Source organism: Butyrivibrio fibrisolvens, from assembly GCF_037113525.1.
Classification (GTDB): Bacteria; Bacillota; Clostridia; order Lachnospirales; family Lachnospiraceae; genus Butyrivibrio; species Butyrivibrio fibrisolvens.
Window position 1 is genome coordinate 3,430,085 of the sequence record NZ_CP146963.1, and the last position, 19,170, is coordinate 3,449,254.

The following is a 19,170-nucleotide window of genomic DNA, read 5'->3' on the forward strand; positions in this document are numbered from 1 at the left end:
ATATTTCAATATTTTTATGACGTCAACATCGAAGATGTTGCCGTCTTGCAGTTCTGAGCCGAAGGCTTGGAACTGCCTTGGACGCCAACCTCTACGGTTTTCGCCCCGGACGTCAACCTCGCAGAGGTTGCCGTCTAGCTGTTCATAGCCGAAGGCTTTGAACAGCCTCGGACGTCGCCATCTTTGATGGCGCTGCCAGGGACGTCAATTGCTTTAGCAATTGCCGTCCAGCGATGCTACGCATCGCCTTATACATTTGAAGCTTCGTTAGCAGCCTTAGCAGCCGCCTTCATAGCTATAGGATCGAGGTCATCCTCGAAATCATAATCATCATCCCAATCATCATCGAAATCATCATCGTAAACCGGTGTAAGATAACGATATACGCAATATGCTATTGCAGCTACTGCTGCCACTACCCCTATAAGTGCAAGTATCCAGAGAATAGTCTTTGGAAACTTGTCTTCCTTCACTTCCTTATGTCCAAGAATTTCATTAAGTTTTTTCAGTTCCAGTACTTCATCAAGTTTATCCATATGCGACCCCTTTCTTAATGACGTCTTTTTTATGCTATTGGACCCTACCTATGTATTGTACCACAAAGTTGCCTGGATTCATAACTTTCAAAGCTTTTTTAATTTGGCAAAAGCTGCGAACATGATCTTTTGTCCTGCGTCATCAAAATCCACTGTAACCTTGTAATCACGTGGACCATCTTCTATGGTCTTTACTACGCCTTCTCCGTACTTAACATGACTTACTCTGTCACCTTCTTTATAGTCAAGTGACGCGGGCTTCTGAAGGCCTTTAGAGAGGCCTGAGAGGCCGCCCTTGCCGGCACTCTTATGAGATGAAGCTGCTCCTGCTATAAAGGGCTTGGAAACAGGTGTTCTTACAGGCTTTTTGCCAATGGTAGCCTTAGGCTTACCAACAGGGCCATAGATGCTGCTTCCTGGTACGTGATCTATTTTTTCAGAAGATCTGTCATTGGCGTTACTCTTAAAGCCGCCAAGTCTTGCGCTTGTATTAGCCGCGCTATGATAAGAGCTTCCTGAGCTATAGTTCTTGTGTCCGTAAGAGCCGTCTGAGTAGTCTGCTCTTGTATAAGATGATCCTGAATATCCGCTGGAATTACCGAAGGTTCTGCGACTTCCTGATCCTCTCTGACTAGGCATGTATGAATCAGCGTCGTAATCGTAGTTGTCATCATCTTCAATTGTGTCTCCGCCTTCAAAGAGGAATGAAGGCATAACGGATGAACCTGACCTGTCGAGAAGCTTTTCAGGGATCTCGTCTACAAATCTGCTGACTGGAAGAGACTCAAAAGCGCCTCTTACCATGCGTCTGTGCGCGCAGGATATTGTAAGCTCCTTCTTGGCTCTTGTTATTCCAACGTAAGCAAGTCTTCTTTCTTCTTCCATTGCCATTGGATCTGAATCCTCGGCATTTATAGTCATATAACTTGGAAAAGTACCTTCTTCAAGACCCGCAAGGTATACGTGCTCAAACTCAAGTCCCTTTGCACTGTGAAGGGTCATAAGAAGGACTCTTTCATCGCCTTCTGCCACGTTATCAATATCAGCAACAAGGGCTACATCTTCAAGGAATCCTGAGAAAGTCGGCTCGTCCGCTTTTTCCTCATAGGAGATGACCTTACCTATAAGTTCCTGAACGTTCTGCCTTCTGTCATTATCCTGACTGCCGTTGTTCTCATCGTCTTCTTCAAGGCTCTTAAGATATTCCTCGAACTCAGTTACGTCTATTACATCATGAATGAGTTCTTCAAGGCTCATCATCTTCTGCTTAGCTCTGAATGCCTTGATCATAAGATCGAAGTCGTGGAGCTTTTCTACTGTCTTACCTGTAATATACTCATTCGCATGGGCTATTGCATCATAGAAGTTCATGTTGTGAGTGCCTGCATAGTCCGCGATCTTATTAAGAGTCGTAGCACCGATTCCACGTTTGGGAATGTTTATAATACGGCGAACGGCAAGCTCGTCGCTTCCGTTATCGATCGTCTTAAGATATGCCAAAAGGTCCTTGATCTCTCGTCTTGCATAGAAGTTTGTGCCGCCTACTACATTGTAAGGAATGCCGTACATGACGAAACGCTCTTCTATAAGTCGGGACTGGGCATTAGTTCTGTACAGAACGGCTGTTTCCGCATATGAGAGCTTGCCCTGTCTTTTCTTTGTTGAGATGTCATCTGCTATAAAGTTGGCTTCTTCCGGTGCCTGCTCAAACTCGCAGAACCTTACCTTTGAACCTTCTCCTTCATCAGTCCAGAGAGCCTTGTCTTTACGGCCTTTATTATGTCTTATGACTGTGTTGGCTGCATCAAGGATATTCTGGGTTGAGCGGTAGTTCTGCTCAAGCTTTATAACTGTTGCATTCGGATAGTTCTTTTCAAAATCAAGGATATTCCTGATATTAGCGCCTCTGAAACGGTAGATCGACTGGTCGTCATCACCTACTACGCAGAGGTTCTTATATCTGTCTGCAAGGAGCCTTATAAGTTCAAACTGAGCATTATTGGTATCCTGATACTCATCAACCATGATGTACTTAAAACGCTCCTGATAGCTTTCAAGTACGTCACTGTTCTCACGGAAAAGAGTTACAGTGTTCATGATAAGATCATCGAAATCCATGGCATTGTTCTTTTTCAGAGATATCTGATATTCCTGATATGCCTTGGCTATCTTCTGCTTCTGGAAATCATTACCGCTTGAAAGTGTATAAGAATTAGCAGATACAAGGTTATCCTTGCACTTGGATATTGTATTCTGGATCTGTCTTAATTTAAGATCTCTTGTTTCAAGATTATATTGTTTTACTATATTTTTAAGAACTGACTTGGAATCGTCACTATCGTAAATAGTAAAGTTATTGGAATATCCAAGTCTGTCTGCATATCTTCTAAGGATCCTTACGCAGGTTGAGTGGAAAGTTGTAACCCAGATACTTTCTGAGCCAAATCCTACGATCTTATCAACTCTTTCACGCATCTCGCCTGCTGCCTTGTTGGTGAAAGTTATCGCCATGATATTCCAAGGGTTAACTCCGCACTCATCAATAAGGTATGCTACCCTGTGTGTCAGTACTCTTGTCTTACCTGAACCTGCACCTGCAAGTATCAGTACCGGTCCTTCTGTCTGAAGGACTGCCTTTTTTTGTTCAACGTTAAGTGTATCGTAAATACTCAAGTATGTTATCCTTTCATTTCTTAGAAGCAGCCTTTTCTGCTGCTTTCTTTGCTTTAGCCGCTTCCTTTGCGGCACGCTTTTCTTCTTTTAATTCTTCTTTAGTCTTGTATTTTCCGGACTTTTCATCAATTCCGTCTATTACTTTTTCTATGATAAGTTTTTTGACATAAACATCATAGGCAAGGAAACTCAGGAAGGTAAAGAGCTTCATCTGATCCTTGTCTTCGTCATCCGCATCATCAAAAAATGTATTTGCAAGTTCTGCCTTTTTGAGGATATCCTCTTTAAGTGGTCCAACTTCCTTATCCTGAATCGCAGATATAGTCTGATATATCTCAGAAAGTGTAAGTCCATCAGTATCGCTTACATGGAACTTCTTTTTCAGAGGATCAAGAAGGGTCTGAACATCACTAATTGAAAGAACTGTTTTGAAATAGTATATAAATATCAAAAGAATAAGATGATCCTTAGAATACTTCTTCCTGATAGGGGGAGGAAGCAGATCATTCTTGGCATAATTATTGATCATAGTCTTGGTGAGGATCTTGTCTTCGCCAGGATATCTCGTAGTATGCTTAAGCCTGTCATCCATAAAGGTTGTAAGCTGATCCATATACAGATCTATGTTAGGCATATCCTGAAGTTTTATATTATCAATACGATCAAGACTTTCAATTATACTGTTGATCAGATCATCTGTGTTAATAGTCATGGTGTTCCTTTCATGCCTTGGTTTCTAGCGCCTTAGTTCTCATCTCTCTTGCATTCTGCCTTACAGCATCAGTAACTTCTCCGGCACCAAGCATACGGCCAAGTTCATCTATGCTTTCTTCATCTGACAGACTGGAGATACTTGTAATGGTGCGGCTGTCTGATAAGCCTTTCTTTATAAGGAAATGGCGATCATACATGGCAGCTATCTGTGGAAGGTGCGTGATGCATATGATCTGGTGACTGCTTGACAATTGTCCAAGTTTTTCAGAAACCTTCCATGCTGTAACACCGCTTATACCAGTATCAATTTCATCAAAGATAAGTGATGCAATATCATCCTGATCTGCAAAAACAGTCTTAAGTGCAAGCATGATCCTTGAAAGCTCACCACCACTTGCTATCTCTGAAAGAGGTCTAAGGTCCTCCCCTGGGTTTGTAGATATCATGAATATAACTTCATCATATCCGCCTGCTGTGATGTGATCTTCATTAGGTATTACATCTATCCTGAATTGTACATCAAGAAAGTTAAGGTCTATCAGAGCCTGCTTCATCTGCATAGCAAGAGTTTTTGCATTCTTTTTTCTTATATCTGATATCTTAGCACAAAGCTTTTTGGCTTCTTCTTTAGTTTCATCAAGTTTTTTTCTAAGCTTTTCTCTTTCTTCTTCGAGATTAGAAAGAATATCAAGCTGTTTTTGCTTTTCATCTGCGTACTCAAGTATGGCTTCTATACTTTTTCCATATTTATCTTTCAGATGGTTTATAAGGTCAAGTCTTTCCTCAGTTGCGTTATAATCTTCATCATCAAATTCAAGATCTGAAAGATAAGCTGAGAGGCTGTGTCCAAGGTCAGTCATGAGATTATCGATATCTCCAAGCTGATCTGAAACCTCTTTAACGCTCTCATCATAAGAGCTTACCTGTATAAGTCTTTGAAGGGCACTTGAAATCGCGTCTGATGCGCTGCCTCCCTCATCTCCAAATAAAAGCTCTCTTGCTTCTCCTGCAGCCTCTGTAATCTTAAGGCTGTTGGCCATTCGGCGATATTTGGTTTCAAGTTCTTCGTCTTCGCCTTCTTTTAGTTCTGCGTTTTCTATCTCTTCAAGCTCGAATGCGGCAAGGTCCTGCTCACGCTTTCTTGTGGCTTCGTCCATGTCGGTTTCTTCAAGCTTTTCTTTTATCTCTTCATGAAGACTCCAGACTTCTTTTAATTTCTTCTTTTCTTCCTGAACGCTTTTTCCTGCAAAGCTATCCAGGATATCAAGATGTTTTTTGCGCTGGAGAAGTGTCTGATTATCATTTTGACCATGTATGTTGATGAGGAGTTCACCAAGCTCGCGAAGCTGTCTTACTGTGACGTTCTCTCCTCCAACCTTGCAGATACTGCGGCCGTCCATTATCTTACGGCTAAGGATGACTGTGCCATCCTCTTCAACGGGAAGGTCCATTTCCTGTATCTTCTTTTTGGTCTTTTCGTTATCTACAAAAAAGGTCAGCTCAACAAGAGCATAATCAGCACCTGTTCTTATAAGATCCTTGTCAGCCTTACTCCCTAATGCAAGGTTTACTGATCCTATAAGCACTGATTTACCGGCTCCCGTTTCACCTGTAAGAACATTGAGTCCATCCGTGAATTCAATTTCCTGCTCTTTAATAAGTGCAAGGTTTTTTACATGCAATGAATATAACATTTACTCCCCCATTGGCATATCAGAGCATCTCTCTGATCCTGTCCATTACTTCCTGTACATCTTCTTCTGTTCTGATCGCAGCAAAGATAGTATCATCACCTGCGATACATCCAATTATCTGTGAAAGGTGCAGAGCATCAAGTGCTGCTGCAACTGCCATAGCCATACCGGATACGGTTCTTAAAACCAGCATGTTGCCGGCCTTATCCATAGATACAAAGCCGCTCTGAAGGACCTTTATATACTTGTCCTGAAGTTCTTCATCGTTATGGTCCATAACGCGGTATTTCTGGCGTCCATCTCCTGTCTGTACCTTAGTAAGACGGAGCTCTCTGATATCTCTCGATACGGTAGCCTGAGTTACATCGTATCCGTCTTTTTTAAGGAGATCAGCAAGCTGCTCCTGAGTTTCTACTTCATTATTTTCAATAAGTTCTATGATCTTACTGTGTCTGTTTTTCTTCATGGTCCCCCCTTATATTAGATTTTATCTTTTTACATAATATGGTTACATCCTGTAACCAGTACATGTTTAGAAATACATGGATGTATTTCTATGTACGATTATAGAAGCTTCTGACTTAAGATTTCTACGAAACTTACCTGATTCATCCTGAGTATCTTTGAAGTCTTTTCTGCTTTCTTTATCTCTATGCGGTCACCTGTTACAAGTGAAGCGCCAAAATGTCCGTCTATGCTGGCTTCAGCTTCCTGTATCCTGTCTGCTTTACCGGCACCTATTTCAATAGTTATCTTCTCAGTAGCAGGAAGTACTATACTTCTGTTAGTAAGTGTATGTGGACAGATTGGTGTGATCAAAAGAGTATTGGACTGCGGTGCAACAAGAGGGCCTCCGGCCGACATGTTGTAACCGGTAGAGCCTGTCGGTGTTGAGATAATAACACCATCCGCAAGATATGTAGTAAGATGTCTGTCATTGACATATACTACAAGTTTTATGACCTGCACTGCTGCTTTTCTTGCAATAACAATATCGTTAAGCGCTGTGAACTCTTTAGACTCACCGGTAACTTTTGTGCCGCTAAGGAGCATACGCTCTTCGACTATGTAGTCGTCATCAATGAGCCTTTGAAGCGCTGCGTCGATATGGTTTTTGTCTATTTCTGTAAGATATCCCATGGTTCCAAGGTTAATACCAAGGAGCGGAATATCCTTTTCTCTGACATTAACTGCTGCCTGGAGCATGGTTCCGTCGCCGCCAAGAACTATGCAGCACTGGGCCTTGTCCGGAATCTCTGTGCGGAACATTACCGCATCAGGTCTTATGGTATCATTACCCGGTTCTTCAAAGTGAGCAATATAGCAGGTCTTACCATGTGACTCAAGGAAATTCGTCACCTTATGAGTAAATTCAAGATTTGTATCTTTGCTTTTATTAGTAAAGATAAGAAAATGGTCCATTACCCTTCCAGCTCCCCATGTGCTGCTTCTACAGCTTTCTTGATCAGTGCCTTGTTGTCTATAGTCTCAGAAATACCACTTCCGGATTCTTCCAGTTCTCTAAACTTCTTTAAAGCAGTTTCTTCATCATATCCTGATACTTCGTCGTTTCTTGATGCATCCTTGCTAAGATGAAGAAGGTATTCGATATTACCTTCCGGTCCTCTTATTGGAGAATAGTCAAGATGAAGGATTTCAAATCCAACAAAGTCAGCAAAATCCATGATCCTGCTTATAACTTCTTCGTGCACTTTCTTATCTCTGACTACGCCTTTTTTGCCAACCTTATCGCGTCCTGCCTCGAACTGGGGCTTTATAAGCACAACCATCTGGGCGCCGTCCTTAAGGAGTTTTCTGGCCGGTACAAGGATCTTGTCAAGTGAGATAAAAGACACATCGCAGGAAGCAAAGTCTATATCATCATCTATCTGATCTCTTGTAAGATGTCTGAAGTTAGTCTTCTCCATACAAACAACACGGTCATCACTTCTAAGCTTCCAGTCGAGCTGACCGTGACCTACGTCTACGGAATAGACCTTGGATGCTCCGTTTTGAAGCATACAGTCTGTAAAGCCGCCTGTAGAAGCTCCAATATCCATACAGGTAAAGCCTGTAAAGTCAAGCCCGAAGGTCTTAACTGCCTTATCAAGCTTAAGACCGCCACGGCTTACAAATGGAATTGCAGCTCCTCTGACTTCTATATTTTTGATCTTATCTTCCTGAAAGGATGTTCCAGGTTTATCTTCTCTCTGACCGTTAATAAAAACATCTCCGGCCATGATCAAAGCTTTGGCCTTTTCTCTGGAAGTTACAAAACCTCTTTCAACCAAAAGTACATCTAATCTGGTCTTAGGCATTATCTGTTACCCTCCATAGCATTAAGCTCTGCCTTGATCTTCTGAGCGATAGACTTTTCATCAATGCCAAGCATTGACATAAGAGTCTCAGGGCTTCCGTGTGTTACGAACTGATCAGGAATACCTACATTCATGATCCTTGTATTAATTCTATTATTGCCAAGAAGGCTTCTAACCTTTTCACCAAAGCCGCCAGAAAGAACATTCTCTTCCATGGTTACTATGAGCGGATGCTTATCTGCAACAGAAAGAATATATTCTTCATCGATAGGCTTAACGAAACGGGCATTGGTAAGTGAGCATGGAATGCCCTCAGCTGTAAGGATCTCTCTTACCATAACTGCTGTCTTGACCATGCTTCCTACTGCAAGAAGGAGTACTCCGCCTTCTTCAAAAATAGGTTCAGCCTTGCCCATCTCAATAGGTGCTCTCCAGTCAACAAGACCTGCATAAGCTTCTCCTCTTGGATATCTTATAGCTATCGGTCCGTCGAAATTCACAGCAAACTTGAGCATATCTGAAAGCTCCCACTTATTCTTGGGCGCCAGGATATGCATGTTAGGCATACTTGAAAGATATGAAAGATCGAATATACCCTGATGTGTCTCGCCGTCAGAACCAACAAGTCCTGCTCTGTCTATGGCAAGGATAACAGGGAGATTCTGAAGACATACATCTTCTATGATCTGGTCATATGCTCTTTGAAGGAATGTGGAATATACTGCAAATACAGGTCTCATTCCGCCTTCCGCAAGTCCTGCAGCAAAGGTAACAGCATGCTCTTCTGAGATACCTACGTCAAAGAACCTGTCAGGGAACTTGTTCCTGAATCTCTTAAGTCCTGTTCCGTCAGCCATGGCAGCTGTGATCGCACAGACTCTTGGATCTCTTTCACCAAGTTTCCACATAACTGTTGAAAAGATATCCTGATATGCTGCAACCTTTCTGTGGTGAGCAGGTATACCGTTTTCGATATTGAAAGGCTCTGCACCATGGAATCTTGAAGGGTGCTTCTCAGCAGGCTCATAGCCTCTTCCCTTCTTGGTAAGAACATGGATGATAACAGCCTTCTTGACCTTCTTGGCTTCCTGGATCTCGTGCTCAAGAAGAGCCTCATTGTGACCGTCAATAGGTCCAAGATATGTGATACCGAGGTTTTCAAAAAGCATACCCGGTACAAAGAACTGTTTAAAATTATTCTTAACGTGGCGGATCTTCTCGATAACACGTGTCTGACCTGAAAGCTGCTTGTAAACATCAGCCTTAAGATTCAGATATCCATCCATTGTACGGATATGACCGAGATATTTGGACATACCTCCGATACTTTCTGATATGGACATGTTGTTATCATTTAAGATGATTATAAAGTTAGTCTCTAGCTTAGCAGCATTGTTGAGCGCTTCATAAGCCATACCGCCTGTAAGAGCGCCATCGCCTATAACAGAAACTACTGTATAATCCTCGCCCTTTAAGTCTCTGGCTTTGACCATTCCAAGGCCTGCAGAGATAGAGTTTGAACTGTGACCTGTATCAAAACAGTCAGTATCAGACTCAGACTTTTTAGGGAATCCGCTTATTCCGCCAAACTTACGAAGATTATCAAAATCATTTTTTCTGCCTGTAAGGATCTTATGTGTGTAGCACTGATGTCCTACGTCCCATACGATCTTGTCCTTGGGCAGATCAAGGCTTCTGTGAAGTGCAAGTGTCAGCTCCACAGTTCCAAGATTTGATGCAAGATGTCCTCCGGTAACACTAAGCTTTTCTACAAGGAAATCACGTATTTCCTGAGAAAGAAGCGGAAGTTCATTTTCCGGTATCTTTTTGACATCTCCTGTATTGTTTATTTTATCAAGTATAATTTTATCCATTTTCTTTCACGCACTAATATCAATTATCTCTGTGAATAAGCCATGTAATAAGTTCTTCAAGGAAAATATCCTCATGACCTTCCTGACTTTCAAGTTCTCTTAAAAGTTCAAGTGCTTCATCAGAGAGTCTTGCTACTTCCTCTTTTGATTTTTCAAGTCCATAAAAAGTTACGTAGGTTGTTTTTTCATTCTTCTCATCAGAACCAACAGGCTTGCCAAGCTTGTCCTGATCTCCGATAACATCAAGGATATCGTCCTGGATCTGGAAAGCAACTCCGACATTCTGGCCTATCTGTTCCATCTTGTGAACATCGCTTGCGCTTGCTCCTGCAAGGATCGCGCCTATCATAAGTGCACTCTCGATAAGTGCTCCTGTCTTATTCTCATGTATAAAAAGAAGGTCATCAGGTGTTACGTCCGTACGCTTCTCAGCCTCTATATCAGCACACTGTCCGCCAATCATGCCGAATATTCCGGCCTTCTCAGCAAGGATAGTAAGAGCTGCCAGCATACGGCTTGAAACACTTCCGTCATACTCAGGAAGCTCCTGGCACTCATGAGCTGCTGTAAGAGCTGTTTCAAATGCAAAGTTTAAAAGTCCGTCACCTGCTATTGTTGCCATACCGGGACCATATACCGCATGAGTAGTCTTCTTGCCACGTCTGTACTCATCATTATCAAGTGCCGGCAGGTCATCATGCACAAGTGAATATGTATGTATCATTTCAAGTGCAGCCATGAATGGTCCTATTACCATCTCATTTCTGCCTCCGAACATCATGTATGCTTCACGCATAAGAACGGGTCTAAGTCTCTTACCGCCGGCAAGAACGCTGTAATTCATTGCTTCTATAACAGTCTTCTGGCGACCCTCTTCTCTTGGCAGATAGCTTGTTATGATATGCTCTGCTGCCTCAATTCTCTCCTGACGCTTAATTTCAAAATTTTCATCGGGATCTGACATAATTTCCTCCATTTGTACTTATACACGCCTTCCAACTACATCCTGGAAGTTACTCCTCATCTTCAAATATCTCAAGTTCTCCATCTTCAGATATCTTAAGGGCTTCTTTTTCAACCTTATCGATCATAGCTCCTGCTACCTTCAAAAGGTCCATACCCTCTTTATATCTGCGAAAAGAATCTTCTAAAGAGATGTCATCTTCCTGCATTGCAGAAATAACGTCGTCAACTCTCTTAAAAGCCTCTTCTACGCTTAAGCCTTCAAATTCTTCCATATTAGGCTTCTCTTCTGTATTCTTCTTAGTTCTCTTTGCTGCAGGCATCTTTATACCTCATCTAACTTTGCTCCGGATTCTACCGAAACTGTCTTTGCATAGATAATGCCGTCTGTAACATTAACTGATATATCCTGTCCGACAGCTACCTGGTCTATGCTTCGTATGTTCTTGCCATCCTTATCTTCAACATAGGAAAAGCCGCTTTTTAGCTTATCAAGCGGTGACAGGCCTTTCATCTGTTCTATACGAACGTCAAGTCTGCTTTTGCTTTTCAATAGCTGTTGCTTCCACAGAAGATTAAGGGTATCTACGTACTCTGCCTGTCTCATCCTGCGGTCTCTTATTCTGGACCAGGGTGAGTAAGCTTTAAGCATGTTTTGTCTTACATTAAGTTCATGCCTTGCGCCTTTTATGACGGCGTCAAGCTGTCCATACAATATGTTCCTGTAATCTTCTATATCATTTGCAAATCTTTGATATTCATACACCGCAAGTTCTGCTGCCGCAGATGGTGTAGGCGCACGCAGATCCGCCACAAAGTCTGCTATAGTCGTATCAGTTTCATGTCCAACTGCTGATATGATGGGGATCGGGCAATCGAATATAGCCTGCGCAACAGACTCATCATTAAAAGCCCACAGATCTTCGATCGAGCCTCCGCCACGTCCGACTATGATCACATCAACATCAGCGTTTTCAAGCGTCTTTAGTCCTCTGACTATACTGGCAGGAGCCTCATCTCCCTGCACGATCGCAGGATAGAGAATAATCTGCACGAAGGGGTTGCGCCTTTTAGTAATGCTGATGATATCATGCACTGCGGCTCCTTTGGGAGCAGTCACAACTCCAAGCGTACGTATATATTTAGGAATTGCCTGTTTGTACTCAGGAGAGAACATACCAAGCTCTTCCAGCTTCTTCTTCAGCTGTTCATATTTCTCATACAGCTGTCCGGTCCCATCAGGTTCTATTTTAGTTGCGTAGAGCTGGTAACTTCCGCCTTTGACGTATACGTCGCAGCTTCCGGTTACCTGCACCTGCTGGCCTTCAGTCATCTGAAACTTAAGGCCGCTTCGGTTTCCACGAAACATTACACAATTAAGAGTTCCTGACGGATCCTTTAAAGTGAAATAGATATGACCCGAAGAATGATACTTGCAATTGCTGACTTCGCCCTTAACCGTGAGCTTCCTGAGCAGGAAGTCCTGGTTAAACATGTCTTTGATATATGAATTTACCTGTGCAACGGTATAAACATTATTCTTAAGCAAATTTTGCCAATACTCCGTTAACGAATGAAGCAGATCCGTCCTGACCAAACTTCTTGGCAAGTTCAACTGCCTCGTTAATAGCTACTCCTGTAGGTATATCATCGTCGAATTTAATCTCAAAAATTGCAAGACGAATAATAGTAAGATCAACCTTGGCCATACGATCTGTATCCCAGCCAAGTGTCTTCTCATTGATCATCGCATCGATCTCAGGAAGCTTATCAGCTATTTTCTTATAACGCTTGATGATCTTATCAGCATCTTTGTCTGACAGTTTCTTTTCATCAGAACTCATAAAAAGGTCTTCTGATTCAGGGAGGTCATATGAGAAGAGCTCTTCCTGCTCTGCCATTTCCTCTATAGGATTAAATTCTACACGAAACAGGAGCTTAAATACTTGCTCTCTTTCTTCACTTCTTTTCATAAACTATTTCCTTTTCAATGTTCAAATACAAAAAATTATGCTTCAGCTACTGTAATACCTGAAATGTGCACGTTTACATCTGTTACGTTAAGGCCTGTCATGTTTTCAACAGTGCTCTTAACACGAGTCTGAACCTTCTGACTTGTAGCAGGGATGTTGAATCCATATCCCATAAGAAGGGCCAGATCTACAGCAACGTTCTTGCCACTAAGCTGAACTCTTACTCCCTTGGAGATCTTACGATTTCCACTCTTCTGAAGAGTCTCAGATGTAACATTACCCGGCATTCCGGAAACTCCTTCTATTTCCATGGCAGCAAGTGCTGCTATCATTCCAATAACGTCATTTGCGATCTTTACACTACCGATGTCTGAATTGTCTCTTAAGTTAAAAGAGCTGTTATCAGCTTTATTTTCCATAACAATCTCCCTTTCATAAAGAATAATTTATAATGATTATAACTGTTTTTATGCATTTTGCAAAGAAGGCGCATCAGAGCCATATCATGAACGTGAGTGTGGTTTCATGACTAAGATAGGCAGCCTTTGTTGCACTTATAGGCAGATATTCAAAGATAGCACCGCTCTCATCAGAAAAAAGATAGGTCTTCATCTCATTAAATACCGCACTGTCCGTACACTTAAATGTGACGCAGGATTTTCCTTCGCTAATGGCTCTATCAAAAACGTTTCTGAGCTTTGTATCATCAACTGAGTCAAAAAGCGCATTCTCTCTGACAAAGTAGTTGTCAGAAGTAGCAGTGCACTCCGGAAGCTTAACCACTTCATTGGTTGTATGGGTTGCAGAAAGATCAGCCGTTGTAACGCATAAATATGCATAATTTACAACCTCTGTATCTCCCGGAACCGAACCTGTAAATGAAGCATCTCCCCATGTTGGATCAACATAATACCAGTTGCCGTTGACTTTTACAAAGTCCCAGGCATGGGCTGTACTTCCGTTTCCGGTATCTGCAGTGCCTGATACCATCTCACAGGTCATACCGACCTTTTGAAGCAGGTATTGAAGTGTCTTGGCATAGCCCTGACATACACTGACTTTATTAAGAAGAACGGAGCAGATATTCTGATTGTCTTCACAATCAATCTGATACTGTGTATTAAGCACTATATAATCATAAAAGTACTTAACTATCTCGTATTCATCTGTCGTATCCGGCATTCCCGCTATAATTGCATCTGCGGCTTCTGAAAGCTTTACTCTTCTGTCAGCGATCTTCTCTTTTGAAAGAGAATACTTGCCTCCGTAAGTAATTGCCTTGATCTCATCGCTATCAGAAGTCATATACCTGTTCATAAGATATCCTTCAACATAGAATATCTCCGGGTGGTCATTCTGAACACATTGCTGAACCTTCTCTATCTCATCCATATCAGTAGTCGTTACATATATTTCTTCACCCTGATTGGATAAAATATGGTAAATCTGGGCGTAGAGACTTTGCTCATCAGCAGTCAGCTGATCATAGTAATATAATCCGGTCTGATCCTTTTGAATAGCCGCTATCATAGTATCTGAGAGCCCTATCTCATCCCAGGCATCCTGCATTTCCTGCGTTGGATAATCACCGTGAGCTATAGTCTCAAAGATCTGCTCTTCTAATTCAGAATAATCCGATGTATCATCACTACCCGTATGCGTAGTAGTATCCTGACCAGTCTGCCCATCTCCTGCCACATCGCTGATGATCTCTTCAGCTTCCTTTTTGAGTTCATCAGCGCCTTCATATACGTCTTTGGCAAACTCATTCACATCTTCCATACTGCATGCTGTCAAAACAGTACTTGTCATGACAAGGCATGCAGCTGTAAGTGCAATGGCTTTGATCCTCCCGGATATTATTCCGGATATACTTCTTATTGAATTAGTATTATTGTTTTTGTTTGAATTAACTTTTCTCAAATCAGTTCTTTCTGAATTCAGAGAGTACAAGTCCTTCGTTACGTTTAACTGTCATGTCAACGCTCCACTCGTTAATGAAAAGAAGGAGCGGACGATCGTTCATATCCTTGATCTTCTTCATGTCAGATGTTCCAACAAGAGAAGACATATCTGTATCTGAGTCTACCCATCTGATGTATTCGTAAGGCAGGTTCTCAAGAATGATATCAACATTATACTCATTCTTGAGACGGAATTTAAGTACGTCGAACTGGAGGATACCAACTACGCCTACGATGATCTCTTCAAGACCTGTATTAAACTCCTGGAAGATCTGAATAGCACCTTCCTGAGCGATCTGCTGGATACCCTTAACGAACTGCTTACGCTTCATGGTATCAACCTGGCGAACTCTTGCGAAGTGCTCAGGTGCGAAAGTAGGAATTCCTTCGTACTTTACGTTATCCTTAGGCATACATACTGTATCACCTATAGAGAAGATACCCGGGTCGAATACACCGATGATATCTCCTGCATATGCTTCTGAAAGGATCTTTCTTTCATCTGCCATAAGCTGCTGTGGCTGAGACAGACGGAAGGTACGTCCTGACTGAATATGCTTAATTTCCTTATCAGCATCATATCTTCCTGAACAGATTCTCATGAATGCGATACGGTCACGGTGTCTTGCATCCATGTTGGCCTGAATCTTGAATACAAATGCAGAAAATTCATGCTCTACAGGATCGATAACTTCATCACCTGACACACGGCCTGTAGGAAGTGTAGCCATCTGCAGGAAGTTGTGAAGGAATATCTCCACACCAAAGTTCTGAAGAGCTGAACCAAAAAATACAGGTGTAAGCTGTCCTGCACGAACTGCATCAAGGTCAAACTGAGCTCCTGCGCCATCGAGAAGTTCCATTTCTTCCTGAAGCTTCTCATAAGCATCTTCACCAATCTGATCAAGAACAGCAGATTCATTATCAAAATCTATGAAGTTCTCTTCGCCTTCTTTAGTTCCCTTCTCTGTACCTGAGAAAGTAACTATCCTGTTTTCTTTTCTTTCATAGATACCCTTAAAGTTCTTACCTGAACCGATAGGCCAGTTAACTGGGCAAGTCTCTATTCCAAGGTTATCTTCGATATCCTGCATCAGATCAAATGTGTCCTTGGCATCACGGTCAAGCTTGTTGATGAATGTGAATATCGGAATGTGTCTCATGGTACAAACCTTAAAGAGCTTCTTGGTCTGTGCCTCAACACCCTTACTTGCATCTATAACCATGACAGCAGAGTCTGCAGCCATAAGTGTACGATATGTATCCTCAGAGAAATCCTGGTGTCCAGGTGTATCAAGGATATTGATGCAGTGGTCTTCAAAGTTAAACTGCAGTGCTGATGAGGTAACTGAAATACCTCTTTGTTTTTCTATTTCCATCCAGTCAGAAACTGCGTGCTTGGCTGTTGCCTTACCTTTTACAGAACCTGCCTGATTGATAACGCCACCGTAGAGGAGGAACTTCTCAGTAAGAGTTGTCTTACCTGCATCAGGGTGGGATATGATAGCAAAGGTTCTGCGCTTTGCAATCTCTGCTGCTGTTTTCTTATCACTCATTGTTAAATAAACCTCTAATTAAATCTAAGTCGATAAATACATCCTTCATCTTTAATATCAGATGAAATCTAGCATATAGGCACAAGGCCTAATAAAAGCCGGTATGTTTTTTCACACCGGCCAATTTACACAACATAAAGAGACTGTCTTCAAAGCAGCAAGCTTATCAGGCAATCTCTTATTTTTAATGTCAGTTCTGAGCAACATCCTTCATAGAGAAGCTGATTCTGCCCATACGGTCCTTACCAAGGCATACTACTGTAACTTCATCGCCAAGTGTAAGGATATCTTCTACATGATCAAGTCTCTCCTTAGAGATCTTTGAAATGTGAACCATTCCTTCCTTACCAGGTGCGAACTCGATGAATGCACCGAATTCTTTGATGCTTACAACTTTACCCTTGAAGATCTGGCCTTTTTCGAAATCTGTGATGATGATTCTGATCATCTCTTTAGCTTCGTCAAGCTTAGCCTGATCTTCGCCGCAGATTGAAACCTTACCATCATCTGTGATATCGATCTTAACGCCTGTACGAGCGATGATCTCGTTGATAGTCTTACCGCGCTGACCAACTACATCACCGATCTTATCAACAGGTACTTCCATAGAGATGATCTTAGGAGCGTACTTGGATACTTCCTTACGAGGCTCAGCGATAGCATCGTGCATTACGCCGTTCATTATGAACTCACGAGCATCCTTACATCTTCCGATAGCGCCCTCAACGATGGCACGTGTAAGACCATGGATCTTGATATCCATCTGGATAGCTGTGATACCCTTGTGTGTACCTGTTACCTTGAAGTCCATATCGCCGAAGAAATCTTCGAGACCCTGGATATCTGTAAGAAGTACGAAATCATCATCTGTATCGCCTGTAACAAGACCGCAGCTGATACCAGCAACAGGAGCCTTAAGAGGAACACCTGCAGCCATAAGAGCCATACAGCTTGCACATGTTGAAGCCATGGATGTAGATCCATTGGACTCAAATGTCTCTGATACGGCACGGATTGCATATGGGAACTCCTCAACTGAAGGAAGTACTGCAAGAAGTGCACGCTCAGCAAGAGCACCGTGACCAATCTCACGACGTCCAGGTCCTCTTGAAACCTTAGTCTCACCTACTGAATAAGCAGGGAAATTGTACTGGTGGATATATCTCTTCTCAGTTACGAACTGATCAAGACCTTCTACTCTCTGTGCTTCTGAAAGAGGAGCAAGAGTTACGATATCGCAGATCTGTGTCTGTCCACGAGTGAACATAGCGCTGCCGTGTACTCTAGGAATAAGATCAATCTCAGCAGAAAGAGGTCTGATCTGTGTGATCTCACGTCCATCAGGTCTCTTGTGATCTTTGAGGATCATCTTACGAACAGTCTTCTTCTCATACTGATATACAGCATCGCCTACGAATGCAGCCCACTCTTCGTTCTCTGCAAAACGAGGATCAGCAAGGATCTTCTCAGTAACATCATCCATGTTCTTGTCTCTGACCATCTTATCATCAGTAAATACAAGGTTCTCCATCTCTTCAGGAGTTACGATTGTCTTGATAGCATCAAAGATCTCCTGAGGAACAGCTGCAGAAACATAAGGCTGCTTCTCTTTACCAATCTCAGCTACGATAGAGTTGATGAAGTTAACAACCTGCTTGTTGATAGCATCTGCTTCATAGATGTATCTGATCATATCCTGCTCAGGGATTTCCTTAGCACCAGCCTCGATCATGATAACCTTCTCAGCTGTAGAAGCAACTGTGAGCTTCATATCACCGTTGTCCCACTGCTCCTGTGAAGGGTTGATGATCATCTGTCCATCAACAAGACCGATCTGTGTAGATGCGCAAGGGCCATCCCACGGAATATCTGATATAGCTACAGCAATGGATGATCCGATCATTGCAACCAGCTCAGGTCTGCAAGCGGGATCTACTGCCATAACCATGTTCTCAACAGTTACGTCATTTCTCATATCCTTTGGGAAAAGAGGTCTCATAGGACGGTCGATCATACGGTCTGTAAGGATCGCGTTCTCTGATGGCTTAGCCTCTCTCTTATTAAATCCACCCGGGAATTTACCGATTGAATAGAACTTCTCGCTGTACTCAATATTGAGCGGGAAGAAATCAACACCATCACGTGGTGCCTTAGCTTCTGTAGCTGTGCAAAGAAGTGTTGTATCGCCATACTGAACGAAAGCGCATCCGTTTGCCTGTTTACCAACCTTGCCTATCTCAACCTTGAGTGTACGTCCGGCAAGATCCATTGTGTAAGTTTTTACCATTTTTTCTCCTTTTTGTGCTGCTCATCCGCAATCCCCGTTTTTCAGAGGCGCGTGTGCAGTACTCTTCTTCTCTTTCTTCTACTATTATTTACGGCTTATAAGTTTTTCTTATAAGCAAAAAGGCAGGGACAACTGAAGATACAGTCTCCCCGCCCTTGTGAACAGAATTACTTTCTAAGACCAAGTTCCTGGATCAGCTTACGATATCTCTCAATATCCTTTGCCTTGAGGTATCCAAGAAGATTACGTCTCTGACCAACCATCTTAAGAAGACCACGTCTTGAGTGGTGATCCTTAGGGTTCTTGTCAAGGTGAGCATTGAGCTCAGCGATTCTCTCTGTGAGAACTGCTACCTGTACTTCTGGTGAACCTGTATCACCAGGCTTTACAGCGTACTTGTTGATAATCTCTGTTTTCTTTTCCTTTGAAATCATTTCTTTTCTCCTTTTTTCAAGTCGCCTGTTACCGGGTCCGGGTCGGAGATCCATAAACCAGGTAAAGGTCATTTCTAATTTTGTCCATAAAAAATTTAAGGACAGCTATTTAAACTTATCACATGTAGGAAAAAAAGTAAAGTACTTTCTAATTTTACTACTATTCCAGCCTGTAACAGTCATA

General features: G+C 42.3%; 17 protein-coding genes. All 17 read right to left on the bottom strand.

The features are described 5' to 3' along the window. Positions 1–248 precede the first annotated feature (248 nt). Positions 249–536, bottom strand: a complete 288-nt coding sequence (locus tag WAA20_RS14315) for a hypothetical protein (RefSeq protein WP_073389438.1) — start codon at positions 534–536, stop codon at positions 249–251. 87 nt (positions 537–623) lie between these two features. Further along, positions 624–3,209: an ATP-dependent helicase gene (locus WAA20_RS14320; protein WP_073389437.1), complete on the bottom strand. Its 2,586-nt coding sequence runs from the start codon at positions 3,207–3,209 to the stop codon at positions 624–626. Between the two features lie 13 nt (positions 3,210–3,222). Continuing rightward, positions 3,223–3,921: a DUF1836 domain-containing protein gene (locus tag WAA20_RS14325; RefSeq protein ID WP_073389436.1), complete on the bottom strand. Its 699-nt coding sequence runs from the start codon at positions 3,919–3,921 to the stop codon at positions 3,223–3,225. Positions 3,922–3,931: 10 nt separating this feature from the next. Then, on the bottom strand, positions 3,932–5,617 hold the full coding sequence (gene recN, locus WAA20_RS14330) for a DNA repair protein RecN (protein ID WP_073389434.1): 1,686 nt from the start codon (positions 5,615–5,617) through the stop codon (positions 3,932–3,934). A gap of 19 nt (positions 5,618–5,636) precedes the next feature. Beyond that, positions 5,637–6,083, bottom strand: coding sequence for an arginine repressor (locus WAA20_RS14335; protein WP_022755049.1), 447 nt, complete (start codon positions 6,081–6,083; stop codon positions 5,637–5,639). A gap of 98 nt (positions 6,084–6,181) precedes the next feature. Further along, positions 6,182–7,039, bottom strand: a complete 858-nt coding sequence (locus tag WAA20_RS14340) for an NAD(+)/NADH kinase (protein ID WP_073389432.1) — start codon at positions 7,037–7,039, stop codon at positions 6,182–6,184. After that, positions 7,039–7,935: a TlyA family RNA methyltransferase gene (locus tag WAA20_RS14345; protein ID WP_073389431.1), complete on the bottom strand. Its 897-nt coding sequence runs from the start codon at positions 7,933–7,935 to the stop codon at positions 7,039–7,041. The genes WAA20_RS14340 and WAA20_RS14345 overlap by 1 nt, the downstream gene beginning before the upstream one ends. Then, positions 7,935–9,800, bottom strand: a complete 1,866-nt coding sequence (gene dxs / locus WAA20_RS14350) for a 1-deoxy-D-xylulose-5-phosphate synthase (protein ID WP_073389457.1) — start codon at positions 9,798–9,800, stop codon at positions 7,935–7,937. The genes WAA20_RS14345 and dxs overlap by 1 nt, the downstream gene beginning before the upstream one ends. 28 nt (positions 9,801–9,828) lie before the next feature. Then, positions 9,829–10,773 carry a polyprenyl synthetase family protein gene (locus WAA20_RS14355; protein WP_073389429.1) on the bottom strand — a complete coding sequence of 315 codons (945 nt, stop codon included), beginning with the start codon at positions 10,771–10,773 and terminating at the stop codon, positions 9,829–9,831. 49 nt (positions 10,774–10,822) lie between these two features. Next, positions 10,823–11,095: an exodeoxyribonuclease VII small subunit gene (gene xseB / locus WAA20_RS14360; RefSeq protein WP_081373927.1), complete on the bottom strand. Its 273-nt coding sequence runs from the start codon at positions 11,093–11,095 to the stop codon at positions 10,823–10,825. Positions 11,096–11,097: 2 nt separating this feature from the next. Then, positions 11,098–12,321, bottom strand: coding sequence for an exodeoxyribonuclease VII large subunit (gene xseA / locus WAA20_RS14365; protein ID WP_073389428.1), 1,224 nt, complete (start codon positions 12,319–12,321; stop codon positions 11,098–11,100). Next, the gene (nusB, locus tag WAA20_RS14370) at positions 12,314–12,745 is read right to left on the bottom strand and encodes a transcription antitermination factor NusB (protein WP_073389426.1); all 432 of its coding nucleotides are present in this window, start codon (positions 12,743–12,745) and stop codon (positions 12,314–12,316) included. Before nusB ends, xseA begins: the two co-directional genes overlap by 8 nt. Positions 12,746–12,780: 35 nt before the next feature. Beyond that, positions 12,781–13,164 (bottom strand): Asp23/Gls24 family envelope stress response protein, encoded by a 384-nt coding sequence (locus WAA20_RS14375; protein WP_073389425.1) that lies wholly within the window; start codon positions 13,162–13,164, stop codon positions 12,781–12,783. Positions 13,165–13,237: 73 nt separating this feature from the next. Continuing rightward, positions 13,238–14,668: a transglutaminase domain-containing protein gene (locus WAA20_RS14380; RefSeq protein WP_073389423.1), complete on the bottom strand. Its 1,431-nt coding sequence runs from the start codon at positions 14,666–14,668 to the stop codon at positions 13,238–13,240. Position 14,669: 1 nt separating this feature from the next. Beyond that, entirely contained in the window at positions 14,670–16,265 is a 1,596-nt protein-coding gene (locus WAA20_RS14385; RefSeq protein ID WP_027207693.1) for a peptide chain release factor 3, read from the bottom strand. 190 nt (positions 16,266–16,455) lie between these two features. Further along, on the bottom strand, positions 16,456–18,552 hold the full coding sequence (locus WAA20_RS14390) for a polyribonucleotide nucleotidyltransferase (protein ID WP_073389422.1): 2,097 nt from the start codon (positions 18,550–18,552) through the stop codon (positions 16,456–16,458). Positions 18,553–18,719: 167 nt separating this feature from the next. Beyond that, the gene (rpsO, locus tag WAA20_RS14395; protein WP_022755061.1) at positions 18,720–18,986 is read right to left on the bottom strand and encodes a 30S ribosomal protein S15; all 267 of its coding nucleotides are present in this window, start codon (positions 18,984–18,986) and stop codon (positions 18,720–18,722) included. Between the last annotated feature and the right edge of the window lie 184 nt (positions 18,987–19,170).